This window comes from Streptomyces sp. NPDC093149 (genome assembly GCF_044754145.1).
GTDB lineage: Bacteria > Actinomycetota > Actinomycetes > Streptomycetales > Streptomycetaceae > Streptomyces.
On the sequence record NZ_JBIVON010000043.1, the window covers coordinates 1 to 25,512 of the forward strand.

The window sequence follows — 25,512 nt, forward strand, 5'->3', positions numbered from 1 at the left end:
CAGTGGGCCATAGACAGTCGCGAGGCTGGCAACGGCAGCTCCCCCCACAGCCCCGAGCAGTCCGTACAGCGCGCCGGTGTCGGCCATACCCCCCCAATCCGTCGGCGTAAGGCTGCCAGTAGCCATACCCGTGCGCTCTGTCCCCGATGCTTGCCCAGCTGCAGGGTCTGCCCCGCGCTTCTGGCCGGAAGGCGCAGCCCAAGCTCTTCACCTGAACAAGTTCGCCAGAGACCCCTCGATACCGTCGACATACGGTCGGCGAACTCGGATCGGCCACAACCAGGACGTCAGCGATCAGCAGTCAATCAACCTGACGACGGGAAAGGCAGCCACCCAAAAGCGGGAAGCCGAGCCGGCCCGCACCACCACTACCGGCTGGACCGCACCATCGCGCACACGCGTGTCACGCCAGCAGCAGGAGCAATCCGGACGGGGCCGCTACGCGTTCTTCCGTCCCCAGGAGGCAGGCCACAGGCCGCTGCGCGAACCGTCGCCGGACGAGAACGACAACAGCGGCCGGTAGCCGCCGAGGCGGCCGTGCTCGTGCGTGGATCCGGATCCGCTTCCTCCCCCGCTGGATGCAGGTCAGCGCACGGTTCAGGGGGCGAGTCGGCGGGTCGGTCCGGTAGTGCGGGTGCCGTCTGCGGTCACCTCGAAGTAGCCGGCGCCCGAACGGCCGGGGTACTCGCCGGTGACGTAGTAGTCCGTCAGGAAGCCGAGGGCTGCACTGGGTCCGAGGTCGTCGCCGTTGCCGCGCCGGGTGATGAGCCTGTGGTGTTCCATCCACAGGCACGCGGAGCTGTGCGGGGGGATGGCCAGGCCGCGGGTCTTGGAGGTCGTCGGTGTGGTGGCCGGCCGCGTGGAGGGGGAGATAGGCGAGGATGCCGACCGGGCACCACCACAGGCGGGGCCAGGGCTCACCGGGCTGATGGGCAGTCGTGTGGCCGAGGCCGGTCAGAACAGGCTCAGCGACGGTGTCCCACAGCCAGGCCAGAACGGCGAGGATCTCCTGCTGGGCTTCGACACGTGCCCTGGGGCGGCTGCTGGCCGACCAGGAGATACCAATGCACCTTCGCGTCGCCGGAGTCATCGTGCTTCTCTACGCGCAGCCTTTGACCCGGGTGGTCCGGCTCACTGTCGACGACGTGGTCCGCGACGGAGACGCCGTACTTCTACGGATCGGGGAACCGGCCTCACCCGTCCCCGCGCCGGTCGATTCCCTGCTGCTGGAGCACATCGCGAACCGCGACAACATGGACACCGCCACCAACCCGGCCTCCCGCTGGCTCTTCCCCGGCCGCCGCGCGGGCCAGCCGTTCCGCCCCGACCACCTGTCCGCGCTCCTCAACAAGGTCGGTGTCCCAGCCGCAGCCGCCCGCGGCGCCGCCATCCGGCAGCAACTCCTGGAGATGCCCGCCCCCGTCGTCGCAGAGGCTCTCGGCTACCACGACAAGACCACCACCCGACTCCGCAACGAGACCGGCGGGACATGGAGCCGATACGCCCCCGGGGACCACACACGGTCACCAGCGGGCTGGGTTCCTCGGGGATCTGACGACAGTTGAATACGAGAGCCCACCAGTATCACACCCGGATTCCTCGGGACCTGGCGAAAGCTGAACACGACAGCCCCCGGTACCGACGTCAACTACGACCTGGAGCCGGCTACGACGGCCAGATGACGACGTCATCACGCACAACCAGCGGCTCCGCCTGGCGTGATTCATAGAATCGGGTCCACCCCAGGTCCACGCTGCCGTCGAAGCGTCGATGACCGTCGCCGGCCTTGGTCGCAAGCCAACTGAGCAGCTGGCCGGTGAGATCGAACTGGTCAGGGTGAATCTCCTGCCGGCTGGTCAGAGCCCACGCTCCACACCAGGTGTCCTCTCTGCGAAGAAGAACGGAGATGAGTGCGCCGTCCACCTTGAACGCCTCGCCGTGACGAGCGAGGAGAGGCTGAGGATGGTCCTCGACGACGAGTTCGCCGTTGTCATCCTCGTCCCAGAAGGGGAACTTGGTCACGATGCGGAGGATCTCCGGCTTGGGGCCGAGCCCGAGGTGCCATCGGAGCTCGGCGAGCTCGTCCTCCGACAACTCGTCGCGCAGATCCAAGGTGAGCATGAGCTCAAAGATGTCAGCCATGGCACACACGGTAGCGCCTACCTGTGACGGTTTCGTCGCTCGGGCCGCGGCCGGCCTGCTCAAGCGCCCAGGCAGAACGGGGGTAGATCACTGTCACTAACCGTGATCAGTTTGGCTGGCCCAGCTGGGGGACTCGCGACAGTTGAATACGCGAGCCCACCAGTATCCGCCGATCGCGACCCGGCGGTACGCGGTCACGCCCTGAGTTGGATGGCGCGGTGGTGGCCCGACCACCCGGAATACACTGCTCTCTTCGTTACCGACCCGCGAGCGGCGGACGCGCCCGAGCCCGAGCGGCGCACCGTAATGCTCCAAGCGCTCGCCGCTGGCGGGCACGAGGAGGAGTTCGAGGGACAGCTCGCCCGGGAGGAGGCTCCCTGGATCCGGAACCGGATGCGGCACGTCGAGCGGCTGCGGACGGCTCCCGGAGCCGCGGCCTCCGCCGTCTTCCACGAGCGGCTACTGACCGGCCTGCGGCGGCTTCTCAAGGCACGGGCCAGGGCCCGGAGTGCGGGCTGAGCCGTCGCGCCGCCCGGCGGCCAAGCCGCTTGCCCTGCCCCCGGCGTTGCCGCGGCAAGCATCTCCGCCTGCTCGACGGGGTCGATCGCCTTCAGTGCATTGAAGGCGTGCTCGCCGAAGGCGACCGTGCCGCCGAGCTGGGTCATCTCGAAAGGAAACGGTGTCGAAGTTGGAGAGGAAGCCGAGCTCGTCTCGGATCTGCGGCCGCGGATCCGCGGATCCCCACGTGTACGGGAAAGAACCCTCCCCGGCGCAGCACAGGGCTGTTGCCGGGGAGGACTCAATTACGCGGTCACCGCATCCTGGACCGGTACCCACGCGAACACCCGGTGGGGGAAGCGGTCCAGGACCTCTTCGATCCGGTCGAGCTTGGCGTCGCGCCGCGAGTCCGGGGACTCTTTCCAGGTCTTGGTGCGCTGGAAGGTGATCCCGTGGCGGGCGAGCAGGCCGCGTAACGCCTCGCGGCTGATCCGGATGACCCGGCTATGGACGCGGTGCAGGTAGGCGGCGAGCTTGCGCAGGGTCCAGGCAGGCCAGGCCGATCTCGTTGAAGCGGTGGATCACGTCGCGGACGGTGTCCTCGTCTGCCGCCACCAACTGCGCGATCACCAGAACTCGGTTCCCACCCACCGGTCGGATCGGACGTCACCGCACATCCAACCGCCCCGACCACCAGCCCGGCGAACCAATGTGGTCACACGGCGCCCGGCGAGGCAGGCCCATGACGGCGCCTTTGCCACTCCTGCGCCAAAGGTAACTGGCGTCGGGTTCTGCCTCGTGCGATGTGCAGAAGGGGGCGTGCGCACCGGAGTGTGCACCCGGTACGCCCTGTCTTGGCGACAACATGTCGGTATCTACTCACGGCATGACCGCACCCACGAGACCACGAGTACCGGCAACCGCCCCCCAGGGGGTCAACCCGAGCCGAGCGCGACAGGCCGTACGTGACCTCTACGCCCGGCCCGCACTCATCCCTGCGGACCTCAGCGCCCCGCTCCTCGTCTTGCCCCGCTCGCAGGACCCCGGCCCGGACAGGCTGCCCGGCGCCGTGCCGCTGGAGGAAGTCCCGCAGACCGTGGAGCGCTGGTCCCGGCTCGGGATCCGAGGCGTGAAGCTGTTTGCCTACGGCCACGACCGCGACGCCCAGGGCTCCGCCGCCTTCGCCCCCGGCAACCGCATGGTCCGCGCCATCGCCGCAGTCAAGGACACCGACCCAGGCATGGCCGTGACGACCGAGGTATGCGGCTGCTCCTGGACCAACCACGGCCAATGCATCCTGCGGACCCCCGGCGGAGACATCGACCTCACCGCGACCTTCCACCTGATGGAACACATGGCCGTGCTCCACGCCGAGGCCGGCGCCGACGTCGTCTCACCGACGGCGATGCTCGACGGGTCGGTCCGCGTCGTGCGCAACGCCCTGGACAACGCCGGACGTAGGGACGTCGGCGTGAACCCCAACCTCGCCATCCATACCACCCTGTACGGGCCGTTCAAGGCACCGATGAAGACGAACCCCATCGCCGGGAACCGCCGCGGCCTCCAGCTCGAACCGGGCCGCGCCAACCGAGACACCCTCGTCCAGGCCCACCGCTGGATCAGCGAGGGCGCCGACTCATTGACGCTCCAACCCGTGATGAGCGCCGTCGACGTCCTCACACGGCTCCGCGACAGCCAGCAGGTGCCGCTGGTCGCCTACTCGACCTCGGGGGAATGGCCAGCACTCCAAGCTCTCGGCACGGAAGGGATGACGGAGTACACCGCGATGCTCAAGCGGGCCGGAGCCGACAGCATCCTGACATTCGCCGCCGAGCAGGTGGCCGCACACCTTGAGCCTCAGCGTGGATGACCGCCCGTACTTCCGCCCGGCTGCCCTGGACAGCATCCTGACCGAAGCCGCCGAGCTCGGGTTCGCCATGTCCTGCGCGGACCGGACCGGCTCACTCCTCGCCACGTTCGCCGCATCCAAGCCCGGCGGCCGCATGGTCGAGCTCGGCACAGGCGTCGGCGCGGGCGCCGCGTGGCTGCTCCACGGCATGCGCCACGACGCCCACCTGATCAGCGTCGAGATGGACACCGCCCGCCAGACCGTCGCCACCAAGCACCTCGGCCACGACGCCCGCGTCACCTTCGAGACCGCGGACGCCGACACGTGGCTCGACACCTACGACGGACCGCCGCTCGCCCTCGCCTACGTCGACTGCCGGCCCGGGAAGTTCCACCGCCTCGACAACCTCCTCGACCTGCTGGAGCCGGGCGGCCTCTACGTCGTCGACGACCTATTACCCCAACCCACATGGCCCAGTGACCATCAGCCGCGCGTAGACAGCTTCCTCGCACAACTGCCCGAGCACACCAACTTGCTTGGGACGGCCACGACATGGGCATCAGGGCTTCTCGTCGGGGCCCGTACCTGACGGTCTATCGTGGGCCACATGGCCACTGATCTGATTCGTATCGTGTCCCGCGACTCGCCCATGGCGCTCGCCCAGGTAGAGCGCGTCCGCGCCGAGCTGGCCGCGCTCCACCCCGGCATCCGTACCGAAGTCGTCCCGGTCAGAACGACCGGCGACAAGTGGATGGGCGACCTCAGCGCGGTCGAGGGCAAGGGCGCGTTCACCAAAGAGGTCGACCAGGCGCTGCTCGCCAGCGAGGCGGACCTCGCCGTGCACTGCGTCAAAGACATCCCCGCCGACCGGCCCCTGCCCGCCGGCACGACGTTCGCGGCATTCCTCAAGCGCGACGACATCCGCGACGCTCTCGTCCACCCGGCCGGACTCCACCTCGACCAGCTCCCGCCCGGCACCCGGATCGGCACCTCGTCCGTACGGCGCATCGCCCAGCTGGCCGCCTCGCACCCGCACCTGGACTGCGTACCGATGCGCGGCAACGCCAACAGGCGACTGGAGAAGCTCGCCGCACAGGAGGCCGACGCGCTGCTCCTGGCCGTCTCCGGCCTGGAGCGCATCGGCCGCACAGACGTGATCACAGAGGCCCTGTCGCCCGAAGTGATGTGCCCACCGATCGGCGCCGGCGTCCTGGCCCTCCAGTGCCGCGAAGGCGACACCGCTCTCATCGACCTCGTGAGCGCACTCGGCGACCCGGCCACCCACCGCGAGACAACGGCCGAGCGCATGTTCCTCCACGTCCTGCAGGGCCACTGCAACAGCCCGATCGCCGGATACGCCCAGGCCGAAGGCAACGGCGAACTCTCGCTGCGGGCCAAGGTCTTCACGCCCGACGGAAAGACGGTCCTCAACGCACACGAATGGGCTGGCCGCCTCGACCCCGCCACCCTCGGCACCTCCGTTGCCGTCGCCCTCCTGCGCCAGGGGGCGCGCGAGCTGATCGACGGCATCGCCCACTGAATCACCCATACGGGGCTCACCCCACCCACCCGACGTCGAGTACCTCAACGCCATCGAGGTAGACCACGAAGGAGACCCAGCACCACGCCCCGAAGACGTCGGCGACCTCCTTGCCGCCGACTGCCGGCCACCGTTCTGGACGTTCCGCGACCTCGGCGCACAGGTCCCGCACCGCGGCCCGCGCCTCGTCGGACGGCAGCCCAGCCATGACCTCCGCAGCCAGCCACTCCAGCCGTACGTCCCGCACCCTGCACCCCCGTGATTGACAGGGTCAGCACGCTACGGGTGGGTAGCCGTTTCTGCCGGGCCTGTGGATAACCGCGTGGCGCTACTCGCGTACGCGGGTGACCGTGACGGTTGCGTGCCTGGAACCCGAGCCGGCGGATGCCGGGCGACGCTCCGTGCAGGTTTAGCCATCGCTGTCATCGGGAGGTACGTGCGCAAGTCGCATGCCTGAATCGACGCTGTGGGCCTCCCACAGATATCCGATGGGCACCTGATCAGTGTCCAGGTCTAGGCACTGTCCGGCGGATCACGCTTCGGGGTCGAGGGCCAGGAGGTCGTAGAGGTAGGAGCGGTCGTCTTTGAAACTGCGCCAGAGGGTGGCCGGGGGTTCGGGTTCGTCAGCTTGGCTGTTGAGGGGATGGGCAGTGACGAGGCCGTCAGCGATCTCGCAGTGCCAGCCGTCGGTCTGCGACCAGACACACCACACGTTCCCGTCCGTTCGGCGGTAGGCAGGGCGGCCGTTGTACTCGCCGTCGCGCTCGAAGCGGTAGCGGAGCCCATCGATGTGGCGCGCGAAGGCGAAGGATGCAAGTGCCGTCATGCCTTCGGAACTGTATGGGACGAAGCTGCTGGTGGCTAAGGAGTTCTGGGCGTAACCAGGTGCCGGGTGCATCTCAGGGGTGGAGCAGAGCCGGAGTGCGGCGACGGTGATCCGCCGGACAGTGCCTAGACCGAAACGGACCTCGACCTCAGCTGCGACGGGCCCTGTTGGAGATGGACACCCCCACCTGCCTCCGCATCGACGGCGACCCCGGCGCGGCAGCCGACGTCTTCGCGCGGTTACCTGGCAGATACCCCATCGGCCTGGTCCGGTCCCGTGCCGTTGACCTCCAGAACCAACTCACCGGCCGTCCGTGTGCTCGGGCCCGCTCCGCCATCGCATCTCGTCGCACGGGATCCGTGAGGAGTGGTCCCACCGCATCGCGCAGACGTCCCCCGGTGACGTCACCGAGCAGGGCCACGGCGGCGCCAGCTTCTTCGAGGTGGCGGGCGTCATGTGCCTGTTCGTTCCCGGCCGAGGCGGCGAGCGGGATGAACACAGCCGGTTTACCGAGGGCGGTCAGCTCGGCGAGCGTCCCGGCGCCGCTGCGGGACACCACAATGTCGGCCAATGCCAGCACGTCGGGGAGTTCCGGCCCGACGAACCCGGTGAGGTAGTAGCGGCCCGCCAACTCCGAAGGCAGGCCCGCCGCGTGCTGCGCAGGCCCTCGACATTGGTCGGCCCGCACTGGTGGACCACGTTCGCGCGCTCCAGCAGCCACGTCAGCGACTCCCGCACGGCGTCATTGATCTGCTGCGAGCCCTGCGCGCCGCCGGTCACGTACACGGTCGGCAGACGCCGGTCAAAACCGTGCAGCTCCAGCTCCGCAACTGCCTTGTCCGCGTGGCCGGTCAGCACCTCGGGGCGGATGGGATTGCCGGTGACGACCCCCGCAGCGCGTACTGATTCCGGCAGGAGCGGCAGCGACGACTGTGACGACACGGCGATCCACGCCGCCGAGCTCGCGAGCTTCCGGTTGGCCAGGCCCAGGCGCACGGTCTGTTCGTGAAGGACCAGAGGGCGGCGGCACATCCGGGCGGCCAGACCAGCAGGGACGGCCACGTAGCCACCGGTGGCCAGCACAACGTCCGGCCGGAAGTCAGCGACGATCCTCCGAGCCTGCGCGACCCCGAGCGGCACCCGGGCCATGTCCTTGATGTTGGCAGGCGACACCATCTTGAGCGGGTTACTGGAACGTCGGATCTTGCCCGTGGCGACAGTCATGAACGCAATACCCTCGGCTGGTGCGACCCGAGCCTCCAAGCCGTCAGCCGTACCGATCCACAGCACATCGAGCGCCCTGCCCTGCGCCGCAAGCCGGTCCCGCAACGCGCGGATCGCGGTCAAGTCCGGATAGGTGTGGCCGCCGGTACCTCCCCCCGTGACGATCAGACGGAAGGCACGAGAAAGAGGGGAAGCATTGGTCACCCGGCGCACCCTGCTGGCTGCCCTCACCCACGATGGCCACTTCCGGCCGTTCCACCGCTGCCCGTCACGCAGTCCACACGTCCGGGCCTCCACCGCGCCACTCAATCAGCCGGGACCGTGCGACCTCGATGGCGACCCCAGCGCGGCGGCCGACATAGCGGCCGGCGTCTTCGCGCGGCTACCGGACAGCTACCGCACCGGCCTGGTCCGGTCGCGCGCTGTCGACCTCCAGAATCAACTCACCGGCCGACACCGTGAGCGGCTGGCGGACGCGATCGAATAGAACAACACCTGCGCGGGGACCCCGGCCTCCGAAATACCTCGACCTCCGCCGGACCAAGACCAGTACGGTCGGCACATGGAAAAGATCCCGACCCTGTTCGTCCGAGACTTCAGCGCCCGTCCCGCAGTCGTACTTCCGGAGGTCTCCCAGGGGTGCGAATGGGTGATCAACGGCGAGGGCGAAGCAACACGGAAGTACGACGGGACATGCGTCATGCTCGACCCGGCCGGCCAATGGTGGGCACGCCGCGAGGTCAAACCCGGCAAGACCCCGCCACCCAACTACGTGACGATCGGCACCGACGAGAAAACGGGCAAAACAGTCAGCTGGGAACCTGTCGCGCAGTCCGCCTTCGCGAAGATCCACGCCCTAGCCGTCAAGAACACGGCCATCGGGAAGGCCGGCACCTACGAACTCCTCGGCCCGAAGATCAACAAGAACCCGGACGGCTACGCCGACCACGTTCTGATGCCCCACGGCTGGTCAATCCTGTCCATTCGGCAGGACTTCGCCACTGCCCCCCGCGACTACGACGGCCTCCGCGAGTGGCTGCACGCCCGACCATACGAGGGCATCGTCTGGCACCGGAACCCCGGCCACCCCAACACCGAGATGGTCAAGATCAAGGCCAGCGACTTCCCATCGCCTGAACCCACGGCATAGCCCGACGCCGGCCACGTGCAGTGGCTCGGCGAACGGTCCGGCAGGAGCGACACCCCCGTCATCCGGTTCCGCGAGAAGTCCACCAGCCCGGCGCCGCCCCGCCCCGTGTGACAGCGGACCGGGGCGACGCCGGGCCAGCCGGTCATCACTTTTCTGGCCACCGCCGGACCGCTTCGCCGGAGATGACTTGATTCCCGCTGACGGCTTGTCGCGTATATGACATATACGTGTGTGGTTGCAATCCGACAGGGGAGGAATCATGCGGTCGACCAAGAAGCTCAGAGCAGGGATAGCCACGCTCGCCATGACCGGGGCGGCACTCATGAGCACGGCCACGCTGGCCAGCGCTACCGAACAGGGGACCACGGCGACGTGTGCGTACCCCTACGTCTGCTTCATCAAGAACGGCAGCATCATCGGCCAGTTCCAGGATGTGACATCGACCTGGCAGGCGCTGCCCTCCAAGCCGACGGCACCGCTCACCGTGGTGAACACCCGCCACGATGATGTCGCATACATTCGCTGGGTTGGTGGCGGGACAACGTGTATCCCTCCGCAGCAGTCCTTCGGTGTCACGGGCGGCCAGCTCGATGCAATGCGCATTTCCAGCGCAGCTACCTGCTGACTACCCAGCCGCCCCGAGGATCACGGGCGCGGCTCGGTCGTAGCCAACACCGAATGCTGCCCGCCACGGCTCCGACTTGGTGGCGGGCAGCACCTTGGCATGGCGCAGACGGCACCACCGCCGTCAGTACCTCGCAGTGCCCGGTGCGCCGCAGGTAGGTGCCGCCGTGGACCGGGACGGCCAGGCGGGACTCGGGACCTGCTCAGGCAGCGTACGCGGGCTGGCTACCACCAGCCGCAGGCGGGTCACGCGCCGGACCACGGACACGGACTCAGCGCTCGGCACGCTCCCGGCACGCCTCACGAAACGCCTCCTGGTCCCTATCGCTCTTGTACTCGTGCGCCGACTTGACGATGCATTCCACTTGCGGGTCACCATGCACGATGGTGCTCCCATACTCCTCACCCGCTTGATGACTTGTGTAGCCTGCGGTCGGTGGACATGGGACCGAACGCAGATGACTGGCTGGCAGATACGCGGACCTCTTATGACACCGTGGCTGCAAGCTACGCAGAGCTGACACGTCACATCTTGGACGAAGCACCCGAAGAACGCGCGGCCTTGGCTCTGTTTGCCGACCTGGTGTGTGCCCAAGGCGGCGGGCTGGTCGCGGACGTAGGGTGCGGGACAGGCAGGATCACAGGCCACCTGCGGACGCTGGACCTGGATGCGTTCGGCATCGACCTGTCACCTGGAATGATCGATGTGGCCCGTCGTGAACACCCCGGCGTGCGGTTCGATCTCGGTTCCATGACGGACCTCACCTTGGCCGACACCTCCGTGACTGGCCTGGTCGCCTGGTACTCACTGATCCACATTCCTGACAACGAGATCAGCTCGGTCCTTGCGCATTTCCGTCGAGTGCTTCGGCCCGGTGGGCCGTTGCTGCTCAGCTTCCACGTCGGCGATGAGTCGCAGTTGAAGACGGAGGGCTATGGCGGGCACCCGATGAAGGTCTATGTCCATCGCCGACAACACGAACAAACGATTGAGTGGCTTAACGAAGCTGGCTTCGCCCTCGAGACGCACAAGACCCTCACCTCGGCCGAGAGCAAGCTGGGAGGGATCATCCTCGCGCGTCGCCAACCTTGAGCGGCTCCGCCAGTCTCCTAGCGGAGCCGGGATCAGGTGGTCCGTGCGGCGATCTCGCCGAAGGTGGGCAGGCCCAGGTGGATGACTGAGGGCTTGAGAGCGGCATCGAACTGGGTCAACTTGTCCTCGGCGCCGGCCAGGCTGATCTCCAGGCCCTCGACCTCGCCGAGCCAGCCCTCCCGCTGAGCTTCGGCGATCCGATCGAGCAGGTTGTCGCGGATCTCGATCAGACGGTCTCGCTGGGACGGCTCGGGCCGGAGGAGCGAACAGCGGACACAAGCTTATCCGAACTACCCAGTTCACGGACCGACGGGGCCGCTCGCAGGCGAGTTGCTAAAAGTAGTGGGCGACAATCTCGGCGCCCCGAAGTGTCCGGGCGTGTCGCGCCGCCGACTCCTGCAGGGGCGCCGTGACTGGGTGTCGGGGGACAGGGGTGGACGACGCTGACTGGGGTGCGGCGGCGGGCAGGGATCAGTCGAAGTTGAGGCGGCGTCCCCATTCGCTGCTCCACCCACCGCGCCAGACGGCTAGTCCCGCGTAGGTGAAAATGCAGCCGACGCCAATGCCCCATTCGTCGCCTTCGTAGCGGATGGCGGCATCCGTGAGAGCAGTGCGGAGTCCGTCGAGGGGGATCACGGTGAAGGCATCGCTGCGCTCGTCGGGGCAGTGCTGGACCTCGATCCAGCCTTTGCGGACGAAGGGCAGCAGCGGGGCGAGTTGCCGGTCCACCCAGGCAAGGCGCTCGGCGCTGTCCAGGTCGTCCGGCGGTTCCTCCCAGATGCCGAACGCCCCGGTGAGCATGCCGCTCGCCTCGGCCGCGCAGACCAGGACTTCGCGTTCCTCAACGCTCAGCTCGTCCCAGGTGGGAAGCGCGCTGGTGTCGGCAGTCGGATGTGCGCCGTCGAACCAGTGCTCGCGCACGTGCTGCGGGGCGGCGAGGCTGAAGCGGCGGTGAGGGCGGGCGGTCCACAGCCAGTTGGTTGGATCGGTGAGGACCTCGTGGAGTTCGGGCCCTGCCACCAGGACAGGGGCGATGGCGCGGTGGCTTTCCCCCTCGTGGACGGTCAGTAGCCCGCGTTCGGCGAGATCGAGGGCCACGTCGGCGAGCTGTGGGACCAGGGCGCGTTGCTCGTCCTCTGTGAAGCTGCGCAGGGGCGGAGCCTGTGCAGCACCGGCCCAGCGAAGTGCCACGCCGTAGTTCTGGACTACCCCGGCCAGGGAGTACCCCGAGATGGCACGACGCATGAGTGTCTGTTCGGCGATCGTCAGCGAGTCCCAGGCGTGCATGACGTGCATGCTCTCACTGCGAGCGGCCTGAGCCATAGCCGATTATCCGGCCAGGCCGGCCATCAGCCCAGGTGAGGGGCCTGGCTCCCGCTAGTCGTCACCCAGCGCGAGCAGTATCGCGAACTGCTCGCTGTTGGTTCCGGCAACCACGACATCGATGCCGTGTCGGGTGACGGGCGTCCATGCGCGGCCGTTGTCCATGCCCTCCATGTTCGTGACCCAACTGGTGCCCGGGCCAAGCGGCTTCGCCACCCGCGTAGCCGCCCGCTTCGCGTGATCACGGTCACGGAGAAGGATTCGCGAGTAGACGAGATCGAAGGCCGACAGGTCAGTCATCAACTCGATGGCTCCGGCGGCGTCGACGGGCTCAAGCGCTGCCTCGATCTCACGGGCAGACGCGGGGCCGACCGCTCCTGCGACGGCCTGATGCGCCCAGTCGTCCTGTGCGATCATGACGAGGTCGAAGGCCTGCTCCGCGATGGTGGTCTCGGATACCGCGCCGCACCTGGAGTAGACATGGCTCGATGCCGCCAGTGATCCCAGCAACGGCGCGATTTCCTCCAAGATCTCCATCCAGGCATCCTGCCAGGCCCCGCTCCATGAGCGGCCCGCATGTCGCTGGCCGACGACCAGCTGACCTCAGTCCTCAAGCTCAGCGCTGCTTCGTCCGGCATCGCGGCGGAAGTCGGGCATGCCGAGGTGGACGGTGGACGGCTGGGCTGCACGCTCGCGCATGGCCTCCAGCTTCTGTCTGGCGGCGGCCATGGTGGTCTCGATGGCGGCGATCTCGCCAAGCCAGCCCTGGTCCTTGGCCTCTTGGAGGCGGTCGACGAGGTTGGCGTGGATCTCCTGGAGGCGTGGCATTTGGGCTGGGTTCACGAGAAGTAGGGGGCATTTGACACAGGCGTTTTCGTGCTGGCACGGGGTCGCGTAGTCGCGGCCGCAGGTTCCCAGGGCGACCTTGCGGAGTTCGAAGTGGGTCAGGAATTCGTCCCACTCGGTGGCGGTGAGCTCGCGGTATTCCTCGCTGGGCCGCTCGGTTCTGCGGCGGGCGATGAAGGCCCGGTGATGGGAGATCACGTCTTCCGGGTAGATCGCGGCATAGCCCATGGTGGTGTCCAGAGCGGCGTGTCCGCAGATTTTCGCGGCGATGTGCGGGGGCAGTCCGGAGCGGATGGCGTCGGTCACGAAGATCCTTCTGAAGTCGTGGGGGCGCCATTCGAGCGGGTCGCCGGCCACGGTGATCTGGGCGGACTGCGAGGTCGCGACCAGGCACTCGCGGATGTAGCTGCGGGTCAGCGGCCGGTCCTCGGTGCCGTACCGGCGTTGGAACAGGAACGGCATAGGCGGGCTCCAGGTCTGCTCGAACACGTCGTAGGCCGACACCAGCGGCAGGGCGGCGTTCCCGGCCCGGACCCGGAAGATGACCGCGGTCAGCACCTCCGCCAGCTCCGGGGAGACCAGCAGCAGGCGCTCCGCATCGGTCTTGGACGGGGCGGCCTGCAGCATCGGCACCACCTCGCCGGTGGTGGGCAGGGTGTAGGCGATGAAGCTGTGGTGGGTGAGCTCCAACATCTCCTCGATCCGGATGCCGGTGTGCCGCAGCACCTCCACCGTCGCCCAGGACCAGAACGCCGCCTCCTCCTCGTGGGTCAGGTTCCGCCGCCTGCCGGCGGACGCCTCGGTGACATAGACGCGGCGGGCCTGTCCGGACCCGCAGCGCTCGAACTCCTCCCCGGCAACGAGGAACCGTCCACCGGCCGGCGTCGCGCGAGCCGCGGTGATGCGAGCCTCGGCGTTCTTGCGCTGCCGGTCGACGGCGCGGAGCAGGGCGGGCAGCAGCGGCAGCTGGGTCCTGGTCCGCTGGTCCATCCGGGACTTCACCCCGGACCTGGACTTCTTCGTCGCGCACTCGCTCGCCTTGATCGGACATGGCGCAACCCAGGGCGCCCACCGCGCCGGATCGTCGGCGGCCCAGCGGGCGATGTCCTGGTAGAACGCCCGGACGAACACCAGCTCGCTGCGGAAGTTCACCCGCGGCCGCACCGGGTGGCCCTGGGCATCACGAATGAAGCCCAGACGTTCCTTCCACGCCTGCGCGACCTCCGGTGTCAGCCGCAGCGAGTCGATGCCCGGATGGTGGATCTCCAGGTCGCGCCAGAACAACCGGCACAAGTTGCGCGCGATGGAACGCAGCGAGACGTGGTCGAGCTCGGGAGCCCGCTCGGTGAAGTACTCGACCAGCAGGTCACGGACAGCCCGGCACTCGATGCCGTACGCGTCGACGATCTGCTCGACGCTGCGGCGGCCCTCGATGCGAAGCGCCCGCAGCCGCAGCGGTGCGCTGGCCGGGAGCACGCCTGTCTCCTTGAGTAGAGCGTAGAACAGCGGCCGGCCGGCGCTGCCGCGGAAGTGGTGTTCCCCCAATGCGGCGGTCAGCTCGATGCAGTCGCCGACGGTGATGTCGCCAACCAGGCCGCCCTTGCGGATCACGATCCAGGTGAGCTTGTTCAGGGCGTCGGACCTCGCTGTCGGGGTCGTGTGATGAGCCAGTTGCTCGAGCCGCTGGAAGGCATCGGGGTCGCTGGCAGCCCGGGACTCGGTGAGCATCACCGTCCCGCGCTGCCGCAGCAGCCACGGGTAGCTGGGGCGGATCGCCTGCCCGGCGACCAGAAGCACCAGTCCCGTGGCCAGTTCATCGCGCCAGTGGCTCTTGGGCGTGCCGCGTCCCTGGAGGGGCAGATCGGTCCACTCGAAGCCGGCGTCGTCCGCCCCGCTGGCCATCCAGCGATCCTGCCAGGTCTCTCCGGGCTGGCCTTCGAGCCAGTCCAGCAGTTTGCCCAGGGCCCGCCGCCGGGTCTTGTCGCGGGTCAGGCCCGCACCGGGGTCGGTGAACAATCCCAGCAGCCGCTCGACCAGGCTCTCCCGGCTCTGACGGGTCTGCCACCAGCTCGCTTCGCCAACTCGCGGTTCCCACTCCAGCGCTTTGTCTACCTCAGGTGACTCGACGGGCCTGGCGACGTCGACGTTCGCGGTCGGGTTCACCGGCTTTCGCCGCCCGCAGCCGAGGTGCCGAACAGCGCTGCCAGCACCTCGGGGCGGTAACCCGGCGCCGGCGGGGCTGGGGGTTTGGCCTGCTCGGCGCGCTGTCGTTCATGGTGGGCCAGGACGTGGGCGACGACCTCGTCGGGCGTGGGAGCAACGTAAATTTCCGTGGTGGTGATGTGGGCATGTCCCATGACCCACTGCACGTCGGCGAGGGTCAGGTTCGGATCGCGGGCCATCCGCTTGGCCGCGCTGTGCCTCAGGTCGTGCAGGGTCCAGTTCGCGCCGAGCAGCTGGTTGGCACGGGTGAAGACCATCCGGGCCGCGTCATACTCCAGCGGGCGGAAGGGCCGTCGCAGCGTCCACCACAGTGGCTCCGACGGGTGCTTGGGGACCATGCCGCGCAGTTCTTGCTGGTAGAGCCGCAGCCACACGAACGCGTCGGCGGAGGCGGGAAGGTGCTGCAGGACCTGACTGCCCTTGCGGACCACGCCGATCGTCTGGTCCCCGGGCGCGACCAGGCCCTGCGGGACACCCAGCAGTTCGGAGGCGCGGGCGCCGGTGGAGATGTAGAACGCGATCAGAGCCCGGTCCCGGTTGTACTTCAACCCGGCGAACAGGTCGTTGAATGCCTGGTCAGGAATGATCCTCGGGGTCGGCTTGGGCTCCTTGGGCTGATAGGTGCCCCGGCGCGAGGGCCGCCGGAACGGCTGCATCGGGTTGTGATGCGCATTCGGACTCCCCTCGTCGGCAGCCCCGCCCTGCGGGAACGGGTTGATCAGCGGTCGGCCGTAGGTCTCGCGGTGGTACTCGTAGAACGAGCGGATCACCGCGCGAGCGTGCCGCCTGGTCCGAGCGGCATAGTTCTCGCCGGGCGCGGCCTTCCCCGTGACCGGGTTCACCGAGCCCGGGGCGGGTGAATCGGGACGACGCCGCCGAGGCGGCTTCTTCGTCGTCTTCAGCCACAGTGCGAAGTCACGGGCGTCGGCGCGGCTCGCCAGATGCCAGGGAACGTCCACGGCGCGTAAGAACCGGACCCACGCCAACAGCTCATAGGCGTAGGACCGCAGCGACGTCGGACTCGCGTCGTCGGCGAGCATGTGGTGCAGGAACTCACTGACCGCCGCTACCTCGGTGCCATCGGCGTCCAGGAGCCGAAACGGCTTCAGCGGGTCATCGCTCTTCTCGACGCGGCCGACCCTCGCCACCTTCAGCGCCGCCACATCCCGGACCGTCGTGCTGTGCTCTGGCATCCATACCTCCACGGGCCGACCTACTCGACGACACGCGATGAAACCAGATCCATCACCACACGCGCGGTCACCACGAGCCGCCAGTAGCGGCCGCAACGTCCTTGTGCTCACTATGAGTTGACCTCGAAGGGAACCCAAACTAGTTCGGTCAACGGGACGTGCTCGTGGATGCACGACGTTCCGAAGGCCCGAGCGCAGGATCCCAAAGAGAGCTTGCGCTTCTCGAAGTGAGCGAGGAAGGCGTCCCACTCCTCGTTCGTCGGGGTCCGGTATTCCTCGCTGGGACGAAGCCGATCGACGGCGGGCGATGAACGCATGGTGGGCTTCAATGGCGTCCGACAGGTATCTGGCTAATGGTGGAGTCGGGTATTGGAACTCTCTGAATGCCTCCCGCCCTCGGGGCCCCGCGTGGGTCCACGACGTGCTGCGGACATGTATCAGGTCAGGTCAGGTCGGTGCGAGGGTCGATAGCCCAGTGGTTGGTTTGCAGGACTCGACCGGCGAAGGGCACGTCTTGCTTGCCCAGGAATCGGAAGCCGAGCGTGCCGCAGATGCCGTTGGACGGGGCGTTGGTTGTCGCGGGGAATGCGTGGATCAGCCCCCACCGGCCGTCGTCGCGGGCCAGCTCTAGCAGCGCGCGGACGCCCTGCTTTCCGAGTCCCTGTCCCTGGTACTCCGGCAGCACCATCCAGCCGATCTCGGAGATGCGCTCGCCATCTGCGTTTTGGGGCCACAAGGTCACGGTTCCTGCGACCGCGTCCAGCTCGGCCTCATTGGGCACGATCATCTTTGTCCAGTCGGTGTCCGCTGCCACCCGTTGAACATCACGTTGGACCTTCGCCTCCGTGCCTTCGCGAGGCAGCGGGCCGCCCAGCTCGGCCATCATGACCGGGTCGCATCGCATCCGGACGTAGGCGTCGACGTCGCCGTACTCAACATCACGTAGCAGCATCTGTGTTGCTCCCTTGCCTTTGGATTCAGACGTCACGGTGGCGGCGGCTGACCTCGGCAGCGTGGGCGCCCCAGTCCCCGGCGGCGGCTCGCTGCCATTTGACGGCAACGGTGATGTCGATGCCGAGGGAGCGGGCGAGGACGGCGGCGGGCAGCTCGGTGGCGAGCTGGAACAGCGCGGTCGAGCGGGCTTCCGCGAGCCGGATGCCGAGTTTGCGGAGTCGTTCCCCATGGCCCAGGCACTGATCGGACGGCCGGGCTGGCCGCCGGGAAAGAGCGCGAGTCACGCATGGTCAGCAACCGTACCGCGGAAGGGCCGATCTGCCCGAACTGTCGTCCCCTGCCCATCCTGCTCTGTTCGATCTGCGATCGCACCGCACCCGGCGTGCTCTCGAAGCTCACCGGCCTGCGTCGCTGCGGCGGCTGTGACAGGCGCCAAGCTCACTGCACCGTCTGCGGACGAATACGCGGCATCCACTCCGGCACCGCCGAAAGGGATCACTCGGCAACGTGCCTGCTCACGAGGCCAGTCCATAGACCCTGCAAACTCGTTCCGCTTCCCGTCTCGACCAGGCCACCTGCAGTTTCTCGCCCGCCTGATGCAATTCCCGAGGGTTGACGTATCGCATGGTCGTGGCGATCCAGGAATGTCCGAGGACTTCCTGGATCGCGATCAGGTCGAGTTCGCCGAACCCCCTGGCCACGAGGTCGAGGACTCAGCGCGGCTCAGAGCCACCCACGGGATGTCGCACACCCCGACCCGCCCTCCGTCCCGGACGAGGCACCGGCCCCGATCGACCAGGCCCGCCTCCAGCGCCGCCGCCAGGCAGGCGTCAACCACGGTGCCACGCCATACCCGTTCCGGTGATCTCCGAGTGAGAGCCGCCATCTGATGGCCCTCCCAGACCGCACCCGGTGCGTGGGCGGGCGCTTGCCGAACACGTCATGGGCACGCCGCGCCGCCCGCACCCCAACGACCAGTCGACCCCTATCGTCCACTGCGCCGAAGGATGTACAGGGGGGTCGTCCGCGCGCACGACGCCCCCGACTGGTAGTCGGGCGAGCCTGGAAAGCACACGGGGTTGTCGATAGGAGGCGGCCCTACCGTCACCAGGAGTGCTATGACCGAGCTACACATACGACACCCCGCACCCGCGCCCACGGCCACCGGGGCCATGGGCCGCGCGTTGGCTGGCGGCCTGATCATGGCGGTGGCGCTCGGTGCCGGCAACGGACTCGGACCCGTACTGGCGGACGCCACCGGAGCCAAAGGCTTGGCCGCCCGGCTGATCGCTGCGGCCCTCGTCACCGTCGTGGCCGTGCCGTTCGTCCTGCGCCTGTCACACCCCCGGACGGTCGGCTTCGGCAGTCCGGGCGCGAGCCTACGGGCGTTCCTCACCGGCGTTGGGGTGACGGCCGCGGCAGCGGCGCTGGTCCTGGGCGCGGGCACGGCCATGGGGCTACTCGTCTGGCAGCAGCTGGATCTCGTCACCCTGGTCGGCTTTCTCGTCACCAACGCCGTCGTCGCATTCCTGCTTGAAGCCTTGCCCGAGGAGACAACGCTGCGCGGCTACACGTGGACATCGCTGCGCAGACGGTTCGGGCCCGCACTGGCGGCGCTCGGCACCACGGCGGTCTTCCTCCTCGTACCGGGCACCTCGACGCTGGTGACGGTCGGCATCGCCCGGCTGGCCGGTGACGAGAGGGGCCACATCGGCATCACCCCGGAGGGACAGCACCCGGTCGACTACCTCATCCTCCTGACGGTCTTCAGCCTGACCCTGATCGCCGCCCGTGCGGCCGTGGGGCACGCCCCGCTGTGGGCGGCGATCGGCACGCACCTGACCGTCCTGACCGTGAACCGCATCATGCTGCAGGGCGAGGACCGCGACACGGGCGTTACGGTGGAGCAGGCGTCCGGTGACGTGGTGCTGCTCGTACCGCTGTACCTGGTGGTCGTCGTGATCGCGTTCCTGGTGTGCCGCCGGGTCACGCGTAGGCACACGCCCGGCGAAAAGTAGGCGGTCATCGTCACCGGCCTGCTCAATGCCGGGCCCGTGGTCCGCGCAGAGGACGGGACCGCCGCCCTGGCCAACGACGTCCGGTACGGCCTCCGCCTCACGGACTCCGTGCGTCTTCCGACATTGAAATGTCAGTGGTCCCGACATCGGAAACGTCAGCGGGGTTCGTGCTTTGAGGCTGAGCCAGTTCTCGCCGATCGGCCCAAGGAGTCGACCTAGGTGGAGAGCTGACCGGCGGCGTACAACTGGGCCAGTCCACGCGCCGCGTGGCGCAGCTTGGGTACACGGCGGAAGCGGGCGACGTGATGCACCGGGAGAAGCAGCGCAGCAACCGCACGTACTCGTTCTGACGTTCCCCCTGGTCTGCTTGCAGGTCCGACGGGCGCCCGCTGGAAGCCATCCCAAGAGCTACCACCTGCACATTTGACTGACTGTCACCAAACCATCTACTCCTGCAATGATGAGGGCGCATCAGTCCCTGACCTGCCGGAGTCCCGCTGTGACAGCACGCCGTTCCGCCCCCATCGCCGCAATCCTTGTCGCGGCCTCTCTCACCGCTTGCAACCCGAATACCGCAACCGAGTCTGATTCGAAGCCGTCGACCCCCGCGACCTCGGCCGGCGCTCCCAGCGCTCCGACCGGTAGCCCCTCCGCGGCCCCAGGCGCCCCTGCGGACGGCAATGGCCTGTCCCTCGCAGAGGCGATCGCGAAACTGCCGGCCGCGGAGGAGAACCGCACCGGCTACGAGCGCGACAGCTTCAAGCACTGGATCGACGAGGACAGTGACGGCTGCTCCACGCGGAACGAAGTACTCTTGGCCGAGGCGACGAAGAAGCCCGAGCAGGGCCCCCGGTGCACGCTGACCGGCGGTGAGTGGCTGTCGTACTACGACGAAGTCACGGTCACCGATGCCCGGAAGCTGGACATCGACCACATGGTCCCGCTCGCCGAAGCCTGGGACAGCGGGGCCTCAGCGTGGGATGCCGACCGGCGCATGCGGTACGCGAACGACCTCGATGCTGAGCGCAGCCTTGTCGCGGTCACCGCGAAGACGAACCGGTCGAAGGCCGACAAGGATCCGTCGGAGTGGATGCCGCCGGCTGAGTCCGCGAAGTGTACGTACCTGGCCGACTGGACCGGCACAAAGCTCAGGTGGAAGCTCACCGCGGACGACAAGGAACGGACTGCCCTGGAGACGCTCGCCAAGGGCTGCACGAACACCGTGAAGTACGAAGTCGCCCCGTAGCCCGAACTGATGTGAGTGGTCGGCGCGATCCTGCCCGTATGGACGAGTTGATGCGGCGCCGGGTGTACGGCGCCGACCACAACGACCCCATCCCCGGGCCGCAGCCCGGCCACGAATTGCGGAACTGGTCGGCGGCCCCGTCGACATTCTCCTGCTGTTCTTTGAAATACCAGGACGTTGGTCCGACGGGCAGGAGGCATCACCCGTCCGTCCCGGCTCCAGCCGCTCAGGCCCACGATGGTGGCCCACCCGGAGGAATGGGGTGGGCCACCGGTCCATGGCCGGGTCAGCCGCAGTCGTTGCGGTTGACCTTCAGGGATCGGGTCTGGTCGTTGAGGTTGTAGCCGCGCAGGTCGTGGAGGGAGCCGCCACTGCGGGTCACACACACCCAGCGGCCGGAGTAGTTCCGCTTCTCGTAGACGCGGGCGGTGCGGTCGGAATTGTTACGGATGGAGCTGCCCCGGTCCCGGATCACGGAGGGCAGGTCTTTGACGCCGCCGTCGACGGCGCGGCGGACCCAGGGCTGGCCGCCGAAGTTGATCTCGGGTAGATGCAGACGTAGCCGGGCGGGCAGTCAATTTCCGCCCGCACTCCGCCGGCCGGAGAGAAGGCGGCGGCGGTGGTGGCGGGAACGGCGAGCGGCATGAGGGCCAGGGCGGCGAAGGCCGCGACACGCTTCACAGTCTTGATCACGGCGCCAGACTCCCCGGCCGCCCTGGCCGGATGCAGGCGATCTTCGGCGCGTTCACTCCGCCAGAGGAGTGCGGAGGGAGCGCGCCGGGCGCGAACACGGCAGGCCGGCCCAGTTCAATACACCCGGCTGCGAGCCGGTGATATGGCTGCCGCTGGAGGAGACCCGTTGCAGCCTTGCGCCGTTGATCCGGACCGGTGGGACTGGCAGGGGGGCATGGCCGTAACGCGCAGCCTTTGGGCAGGGGACGTCCTGGCTGTGGCTGCTTTGAACGTTCTTCCGTTCGGGGGTGGCTTGGGCGTTCTGTTACGGATGGCGGATATCAGTCATTCCCATGCGCTATTTCGTCGTTCGGGTAGGAAGATGCCGGTGCGATGTCGTATCGGTCGTAGCTTCGTCGCGCTGTCGTCGCGGCAGGTGCACAGGGTGCCTGGGTGGTACGGCGGCGTGGGGGAAGCACTGTGTTCTTCCGATGGATGCGTACTGCCGTGAGTGCTGCTGCGGCGGTGGCTGTTGCAGGTACGTGTATGGGGGCGGCCGCTGAGCCCGGCCCGGATCACCTGGTGGCGAGTGTCGCTCAGGGCCTGGCGATGACGGCCGCCGCGGATACCGGCGTCGCCGCTGCCAGGTGCAAGGTCGGCAACATCGTCTACACCCGCATCACGGAGTGTGAGACCGCCCGGGCGACGGTGGAAGTGATCCGTAACCGTGCCGTGATCGGTACGGCGACGTTCACGATCAGCCACGAGATGACCCTCGACAAGAAGTCGCTGAAGTGGTCGGAGACCATGCGCGTCAGCAAGGCGACGATCGTCAACAACGCCGGCGGCATCCGGATGGGCGTGTCGGTTTCCTGCGGCAGCCCGTGCAAGGCGTCCAGCCACGTGCCTGGGCACACTCTGGGGTCCGCCTTCTCGGGGAAGGTTGACTACAGCGACGGGGTCAAGAAGAACAAGACACACAGCGGCGCGGCGAACTACACGTTCACGTTCACCAAGCCCGGGTACACGCTGGGCAGCTTCTCGTACGCCTCGCTGGGCTTCCGCTGCGACGACACCTTCTGGAACGCGGCCAACACCCGTCGGCTGGTGCGTCCCGGCTGCGTGTTCCCGAAGTTCAAGCCCACCCTGACGACCATGAGCACGCTGCCGGAGATCGCGAAGAACATCCGCCGGATCCAGGCCAAGGGCGGACACTACGGCAAGCCCGGCTCCGGCCACCCGCTGCACCGCCTCACCGACGACAGGAAGGCGACCGCGAACCGGCGTGCCGTGTGCGGGAGGACGACTCCGCCGCGCGGCAGGTCCTGTGACGAGTACCCGTTCGCCCGGACCCACGAAGGGGGAACGGCACTCCCGGCGGCGAGCCGGGGCATCGCCATGGTCCCGGAGAAGGAGCAGGACCAGCAGGGCGGCCGGATCATCGGTTTCTACAAGCAGGAGCGCCTTGTGAACAAGGATGGCTTCTGGGTTGCGGTCTGACCCAGCAGCGCACAGCCCGTCCTGCGGCCCGTCTGTCTGCTGAGGGTGGGCGGGCCGCGGCGTGGTGTCGGAGAGTTGAGAGGACGGGGAGAACGATGACGGTTCAGGGGCCGGCCCGTGTGCGGGTGTCTCACCATCAGTACGTTCTGCTGGACACGGACGCGCAGGAGCCGGATCAGGACATCGACGACCGGCTCGCGGGCAGCGGACTCGTCTACGTCAACGCGGAGGCCACCTACGCCACCGTCCTGACCGGGACGTCCTACGGTGACGTCTATGTCGTCTTCGACGTGACCGCCGGCGAGCCGCCGCTGAGCTGTGAGGGCTGGGACGAGGTCGTCGAGGTCAGCCTGTACTTCCCGTCCGAGGGACCGCTGGTGGGCGATCCCCTCTCCGAGGACCTGGTGGAAGTCCCCCTCCTCGGTGAGGAGGGGGAGTACCAGTGGTGGAGGTTCCGGATCCACGCACGTGGACGAGATGCCGCGTCCGCGGTCGGCGACATCTACGCAAAGGAGGGCGACACCGTACTGGAACAGCACCTCGTCCAGATCTGGGCCGCCCCCCAAGCACCAGAGACCCGGCACCGGCTCACCGACGAGGCCGGTAGGCGCAGACGCACGGCCAGCCCCCAGGAGTACACGGCAGCGAAAGCAGCGGAAGCAGCCCACGCAGCAACACCCCCCACGCCCGCCGAGAAGATGCCCATCGCCCCCATGCACGCCGAGCTGCACGCCCGCACCCCGGACAACCCAGCTGAATGAGCTGAGCGAGTGGGCCCACAGCCCCAGTAGTCCAGGTCCGGACGCTGACGTCACAACTCAGGCTCTGGTCCACTTCGTGTACAGAGCCATCCGTAGCTCACCGCATCCGAGTCACCGTCAGCGTCCCATGCCGGCCCGACCCAGCCAGCACCTCCACGACCAGGTCCGTCTCCACCCGCGTGTACGACTCACCCTCCGCACGCCGCTCCCCCACCACCGTCGCACCGCCCAGAGCTTCACCGACCCTCACAGCAAGGACCGGATACAACCGCGCAGACACCCGGACCGGGGCGCCCTCGTCCCCCACCGCCAGGACCAAATGGTGCGGGCGGCGACGCGGCCCCGTGAACCCGACCACCAGGGCATCAGCTGTGTCCGCGTGCCACTGGCGAAGAGAAGGTATTCGCTATTCGCGCAGCGATCCGCGGCATATGGTTCCCACAGCCCGCCCTATCGTCGGCGCGAGGGCTACTGACGAGCCTTCCTAAGGGCTATCCAGGGGCGCCCCTCAACCAGCCTCTGGTGCACCGTAGGAGAACTTGTATCCGGCGAAGTCGGCTACATGAACGTACCCAATGCGCTGGTAGAGGACGTTACTGGCGGGATTATCTGGGTCTGTGAACAGGACAACGTCCGTTGCCCCTGCGGCCTGCGCGGCCCTACTCGCCTCGACCGTTACAGCTCCCGCGTAGCCGCGGCCGCGAAGGTGGGCCGGGGTGTAGACGGGGTCCACCCGGACCATGCCGCCGACGACCGAGGTCGAGGCCGCCATCGAGACGGGGGTGCCCTCCGGGGTCTCCCAGAACGTAAAGTGCCTGTCGCCGAAACGCGAGTCTTCCCAGGAGCCAGCATCGATCAAGTCGATGGAGTGTTGCTCCCCGACATCGATGCAGAACTCCCGGCACCAGCGCACGATTTGGTCACGGTCCCTACCGCCCGTGAGACGGCCCTGGCCCTCCGGACGCGGCTGCGGTGGGGTGAGCGCGCCGAGACGGCAAAGATGCGTCCTCCAGAAAAGTACCGACGCCGCGCCCGTGTGCTGCTGCCAAGACTCGGCGAAAGTGCTGGCGGTGTCGTGGTCTGCGATGACGTTTGCGGGTGAGTAGCCGAGGTCGGCCAGGTGCGCAGCGAGGGTGTTGGTCTGCTCGACGGAGAGGGGTGTGAGGCCCAGGCGTCTGCGGGGGGTGAGATAGAAGATCGCGCGGACCTCGCCCTGTGACTCCAGTCGGCCGAAAACGACGGCTTCGGCGTTGTGATCGGCTGCCCTGTGTATCCGCAGTTCCTCGATGTCCGTCAGCGGCGTGTTGTGCATGGCGGCGCGCGAGCGCAGGAAGTTCCCGGCTTGGGCCAGGAAGTCGTGGACGTCTTGGGTGAGGTGCCAGTCGTCCGGGAGCATGCTTCATGATCCCGGACGATCTCGACTTGGGGCCGCTTCTTCAACGCCTTTCAGCCACGTCCCGTCCCCCTCGTCCAGGGCGGGCGCGTACGAGTCCTGCAGGGACGCTGGCCCGGGTTACAACTAAGAAGTCGCACGGATTGGCGTGGGTGGGTGCTGCCTATGAGCCTGGCAAGGGTGCGTTCGTGCAGCTTGCTCATGTTTCGGCGCTGAACACTGCGTAGTCGGCTACGTAATCGCGTGGTTGGGGGTTTTGACGGGCTTGATGTGTGGGTGAGGCATGCTTGTATGTGGGTTATGCCTGATGATCTGCGTATTGATGGTGTGGGCTCTGGGTCCGCTGATGTGGATGGGCAGTTGACGGATCCCCAGTTCCTCGTGAAGGCGAATCCGGACCAGGTGCTGGAGTTGGCGACCGCGGCTTCGGGACCTGC

Annotated in this window: 26 protein-coding genes and 2 pseudogenes; 13 read left to right on the plus strand and 15 right to left on the minus strand. The window is 67.8% G+C overall.

Annotation, left to right across the window (positions count from 1 at the left end):
• Positions 1 to 597 precede the first annotated feature (597 nt).
• A complete protein-coding gene (locus ACIQCZ_RS41140; protein ID WP_402291172.1) occupies positions 598 to 783 on the minus strand; it encodes a hypothetical protein in 186 nt (61 codons plus the stop codon).
• Positions 784 to 1,064: 281 nt separating this feature from the next.
• On the opposite strand from ACIQCZ_RS41140, the gene ACIQCZ_RS41145 reads away from it, so the two are divergent.
• Entirely contained in the window at positions 1,065 to 1,565 is a 501-nt protein-coding gene (locus tag ACIQCZ_RS41145; protein ID WP_402291174.1) for a hypothetical protein, read from the plus strand.
• A 100-nt stretch (positions 1,566 to 1,665) separates the two neighbouring features.
• Here the strand turns inward: ACIQCZ_RS41145 and ACIQCZ_RS41150 are convergent, their stop codons facing one another.
• Positions 1,666 to 2,142 (minus strand): hypothetical protein, encoded by a 477-nt coding sequence (locus ACIQCZ_RS41150; protein ID WP_402291176.1) that lies wholly within the window; start codon positions 2,140 to 2,142, stop codon positions 1,666 to 1,668.
• 306 nt (positions 2,143 to 2,448) lie between these two features.
• Here ACIQCZ_RS41150 and ACIQCZ_RS41155 point away from each other — a divergent pair, with 306 nt between their 5' ends.
• Positions 2,449 to 2,661 carry a hypothetical protein gene (locus ACIQCZ_RS41155; RefSeq protein ID WP_402291177.1) on the plus strand — a complete coding sequence of 71 codons (213 nt, stop codon included), beginning with the start codon at positions 2,449 to 2,451 and terminating at the stop codon, positions 2,659 to 2,661.
• Between the two features lie 314 nt (positions 2,662 to 2,975).
• Here ACIQCZ_RS41155 and ACIQCZ_RS41160 read toward each other — a convergent pair.
• Positions 2,976 to 3,300: pseudogene (locus tag ACIQCZ_RS41160) on the minus strand (helix-turn-helix domain-containing protein); the annotation flags it as partial.
• Between the two features lie 226 nt (positions 3,301 to 3,526).
• Between ACIQCZ_RS41160 and ACIQCZ_RS41165 the strand changes: the two are divergent.
• The 3 genes from ACIQCZ_RS41165 to hemC are packed head-to-tail and all read left to right on the plus strand — an operon-like array spanning position 3,527 to position 6,029.
• Positions 3,527 to 4,510 carry a hypothetical protein gene (locus ACIQCZ_RS41165; RefSeq protein WP_402291178.1) on the plus strand — a complete coding sequence of 328 codons (984 nt, stop codon included), beginning with the start codon at positions 3,527 to 3,529 and terminating at the stop codon, positions 4,508 to 4,510.
• Positions 4,491 to 5,078 carry an O-methyltransferase gene (locus ACIQCZ_RS41170; protein WP_402291179.1) on the plus strand — a complete coding sequence of 196 codons (588 nt, stop codon included), beginning with the start codon at positions 4,491 to 4,493 and terminating at the stop codon, positions 5,076 to 5,078. The genes ACIQCZ_RS41165 and ACIQCZ_RS41170 overlap by 20 nt, the downstream gene beginning before the upstream one ends.
• Before the next feature lie 18 nt (positions 5,079 to 5,096).
• On the plus strand, positions 5,097 to 6,029 hold the full coding sequence (gene hemC / locus ACIQCZ_RS41175) for a hydroxymethylbilane synthase (protein ID WP_402291181.1): 933 nt from the start codon (positions 5,097 to 5,099) through the stop codon (positions 6,027 to 6,029).
• A 16-nt stretch (positions 6,030 to 6,045) separates the two neighbouring features.
• Here the strand turns inward: hemC and ACIQCZ_RS41180 are convergent, their stop codons facing one another.
• The 3 genes and pseudogenes from ACIQCZ_RS41180 to ACIQCZ_RS41190 all read right to left on the minus strand — a co-directional run.
• Positions 6,046 to 6,276 carry a hypothetical protein gene (locus ACIQCZ_RS41180; RefSeq protein ID WP_402291183.1) on the minus strand — a complete coding sequence of 77 codons (231 nt, stop codon included), beginning with the start codon at positions 6,274 to 6,276 and terminating at the stop codon, positions 6,046 to 6,048.
• A gap of 285 nt (positions 6,277 to 6,561) precedes the next feature.
• A complete protein-coding gene (locus ACIQCZ_RS41185) occupies positions 6,562 to 6,855 on the minus strand; it encodes a hypothetical protein (RefSeq protein ID WP_402291185.1) in 294 nt (97 codons plus the stop codon).
• A 304-nt stretch (positions 6,856 to 7,159) separates the two neighbouring features.
• A pseudogene (locus ACIQCZ_RS41190) lies at positions 7,160 to 8,244 on the minus strand (UDP-N-acetylglucosamine--N-acetylmuramyl-(pentapeptide) pyrophosphoryl-undecaprenol N-acetylglucosamine transferase); the annotation flags it as partial.
• A gap of 31 nt (positions 8,245 to 8,275) precedes the next feature.
• Between ACIQCZ_RS41190 and ACIQCZ_RS41195 the strand changes: the two are divergent.
• From ACIQCZ_RS41195 to ACIQCZ_RS41210, 4 genes are all read left to right on the plus strand, one after another.
• Positions 8,276 to 8,566, plus strand: coding sequence for a hypothetical protein (locus ACIQCZ_RS41195; RefSeq protein WP_402291207.1), 291 nt, complete (start codon positions 8,276 to 8,278; stop codon positions 8,564 to 8,566).
• A 75-nt stretch (positions 8,567 to 8,641) separates the two neighbouring features.
• Positions 8,642 to 9,229, plus strand: coding sequence for a hypothetical protein (locus tag ACIQCZ_RS41200; RefSeq protein ID WP_402291187.1), 588 nt, complete (start codon positions 8,642 to 8,644; stop codon positions 9,227 to 9,229).
• Positions 9,230 to 9,488: 259 nt separating this feature from the next.
• Entirely contained in the window at positions 9,489 to 9,854 is a 366-nt protein-coding gene (locus tag ACIQCZ_RS41205; protein ID WP_402291188.1) for a hypothetical protein, read from the plus strand.
• 441 nt (positions 9,855 to 10,295) lie between these two features.
• Complete coding sequence (locus ACIQCZ_RS41210; RefSeq protein WP_402291205.1) at positions 10,296 to 10,946, plus strand: class I SAM-dependent DNA methyltransferase; 651 nt, start codon at positions 10,296 to 10,298, stop codon at positions 10,944 to 10,946.
• A gap of 471 nt (positions 10,947 to 11,417) precedes the next feature.
• Here the strand turns inward: ACIQCZ_RS41210 and ACIQCZ_RS41215 are convergent, their stop codons facing one another.
• From ACIQCZ_RS41215 to ACIQCZ_RS41240, 6 genes are all read right to left on the minus strand, one after another.
• On the minus strand, positions 11,418 to 12,233 hold the full coding sequence (locus ACIQCZ_RS41215; RefSeq protein ID WP_402291190.1) for a hypothetical protein: 816 nt from the start codon (positions 12,231 to 12,233) through the stop codon (positions 11,418 to 11,420).
• A gap of 90 nt (positions 12,234 to 12,323) precedes the next feature.
• A complete protein-coding gene (locus tag ACIQCZ_RS41220; protein ID WP_402291192.1) occupies positions 12,324 to 12,806 on the minus strand; it encodes a hypothetical protein in 483 nt (160 codons plus the stop codon).
• A gap of 66 nt (positions 12,807 to 12,872) precedes the next feature.
• Positions 12,873 to 15,278, minus strand: a complete 2,406-nt coding sequence (locus tag ACIQCZ_RS41225; RefSeq protein ID WP_402291193.1) for a tyrosine-type recombinase/integrase — start codon at positions 15,276 to 15,278, stop codon at positions 12,873 to 12,875.
• Positions 15,275 to 16,531, minus strand: coding sequence for a tyrosine-type recombinase/integrase (locus ACIQCZ_RS41230; protein ID WP_402291195.1), 1,257 nt, complete (start codon positions 16,529 to 16,531; stop codon positions 15,275 to 15,277). Before ACIQCZ_RS41230 ends, ACIQCZ_RS41225 begins: the two co-directional genes overlap by 4 nt.
• 442 nt (positions 16,532 to 16,973) lie before the next feature.
• A complete protein-coding gene (locus ACIQCZ_RS41235) occupies positions 16,974 to 17,483 on the minus strand; it encodes a GNAT family N-acetyltransferase (RefSeq protein ID WP_402291197.1) in 510 nt (169 codons plus the stop codon).
• Between the two features lie 25 nt (positions 17,484 to 17,508).
• The gene (locus tag ACIQCZ_RS41240) at positions 17,509 to 17,769 is read right to left on the minus strand and encodes a hypothetical protein (RefSeq protein ID WP_402291198.1); all 261 of its coding nucleotides are present in this window, start codon (positions 17,767 to 17,769) and stop codon (positions 17,509 to 17,511) included.
• Positions 17,770 to 18,603: 834 nt separating this feature from the next.
• On the opposite strand from ACIQCZ_RS41240, the gene ACIQCZ_RS41245 reads away from it, so the two are divergent.
• Both ACIQCZ_RS41245 and ACIQCZ_RS41250 read left to right on the plus strand, forming a co-directional pair.
• Complete coding sequence (locus ACIQCZ_RS41245) at positions 18,604 to 19,503, plus strand: type II CAAX prenyl endopeptidase Rce1 family protein (protein WP_402291200.1); 900 nt, start codon at positions 18,604 to 18,606, stop codon at positions 19,501 to 19,503.
• Positions 19,504 to 20,002: 499 nt separating this feature from the next.
• Positions 20,003 to 20,749: an HNH endonuclease family protein gene (locus ACIQCZ_RS41250; RefSeq protein ID WP_402291201.1), complete on the plus strand. Its 747-nt coding sequence runs from the start codon at positions 20,003 to 20,005 to the stop codon at positions 20,747 to 20,749.
• A 286-nt stretch (positions 20,750 to 21,035) separates the two neighbouring features.
• Here ACIQCZ_RS41250 and ACIQCZ_RS41255 read toward each other — a convergent pair whose 3' ends face one another.
• Both ACIQCZ_RS41255 and ACIQCZ_RS41260 read right to left on the minus strand, forming a co-directional pair.
• Positions 21,036 to 21,290 (minus strand): peptidase inhibitor family I36 protein, encoded by a 255-nt coding sequence (locus ACIQCZ_RS41255; protein ID WP_402291206.1) that lies wholly within the window; start codon positions 21,288 to 21,290, stop codon positions 21,036 to 21,038.
• Complete coding sequence (locus ACIQCZ_RS41260) at positions 21,221 to 21,442, minus strand: hypothetical protein (RefSeq protein WP_402291208.1); 222 nt, start codon at positions 21,440 to 21,442, stop codon at positions 21,221 to 21,223. The genes ACIQCZ_RS41255 and ACIQCZ_RS41260 overlap by 70 nt, the downstream gene beginning before the upstream one ends.
• A gap of 561 nt (positions 21,443 to 22,003) precedes the next feature.
• On the opposite strand from ACIQCZ_RS41260, the gene ACIQCZ_RS41265 reads away from it, so the two are divergent.
• Positions 22,004 to 22,921: a NucA/NucB deoxyribonuclease domain-containing protein gene (locus tag ACIQCZ_RS41265; protein ID WP_402291202.1), complete on the plus strand. Its 918-nt coding sequence runs from the start codon at positions 22,004 to 22,006 to the stop codon at positions 22,919 to 22,921.
• A gap of 95 nt (positions 22,922 to 23,016) precedes the next feature.
• Complete coding sequence (locus ACIQCZ_RS41270) at positions 23,017 to 23,682, plus strand: hypothetical protein (RefSeq protein WP_402291203.1); 666 nt, start codon at positions 23,017 to 23,019, stop codon at positions 23,680 to 23,682.
• Between the two features lie 508 nt (positions 23,683 to 24,190).
• On the opposite strand, the gene ACIQCZ_RS41275 is transcribed toward ACIQCZ_RS41270, so the two are convergent.
• Positions 24,191 to 25,078, minus strand: a complete 888-nt coding sequence (locus ACIQCZ_RS41275; protein WP_402291204.1) for a GNAT family N-acetyltransferase — start codon at positions 25,076 to 25,078, stop codon at positions 24,191 to 24,193.
• Positions 25,079 to 25,512: the final 434 nt, after the last annotated feature.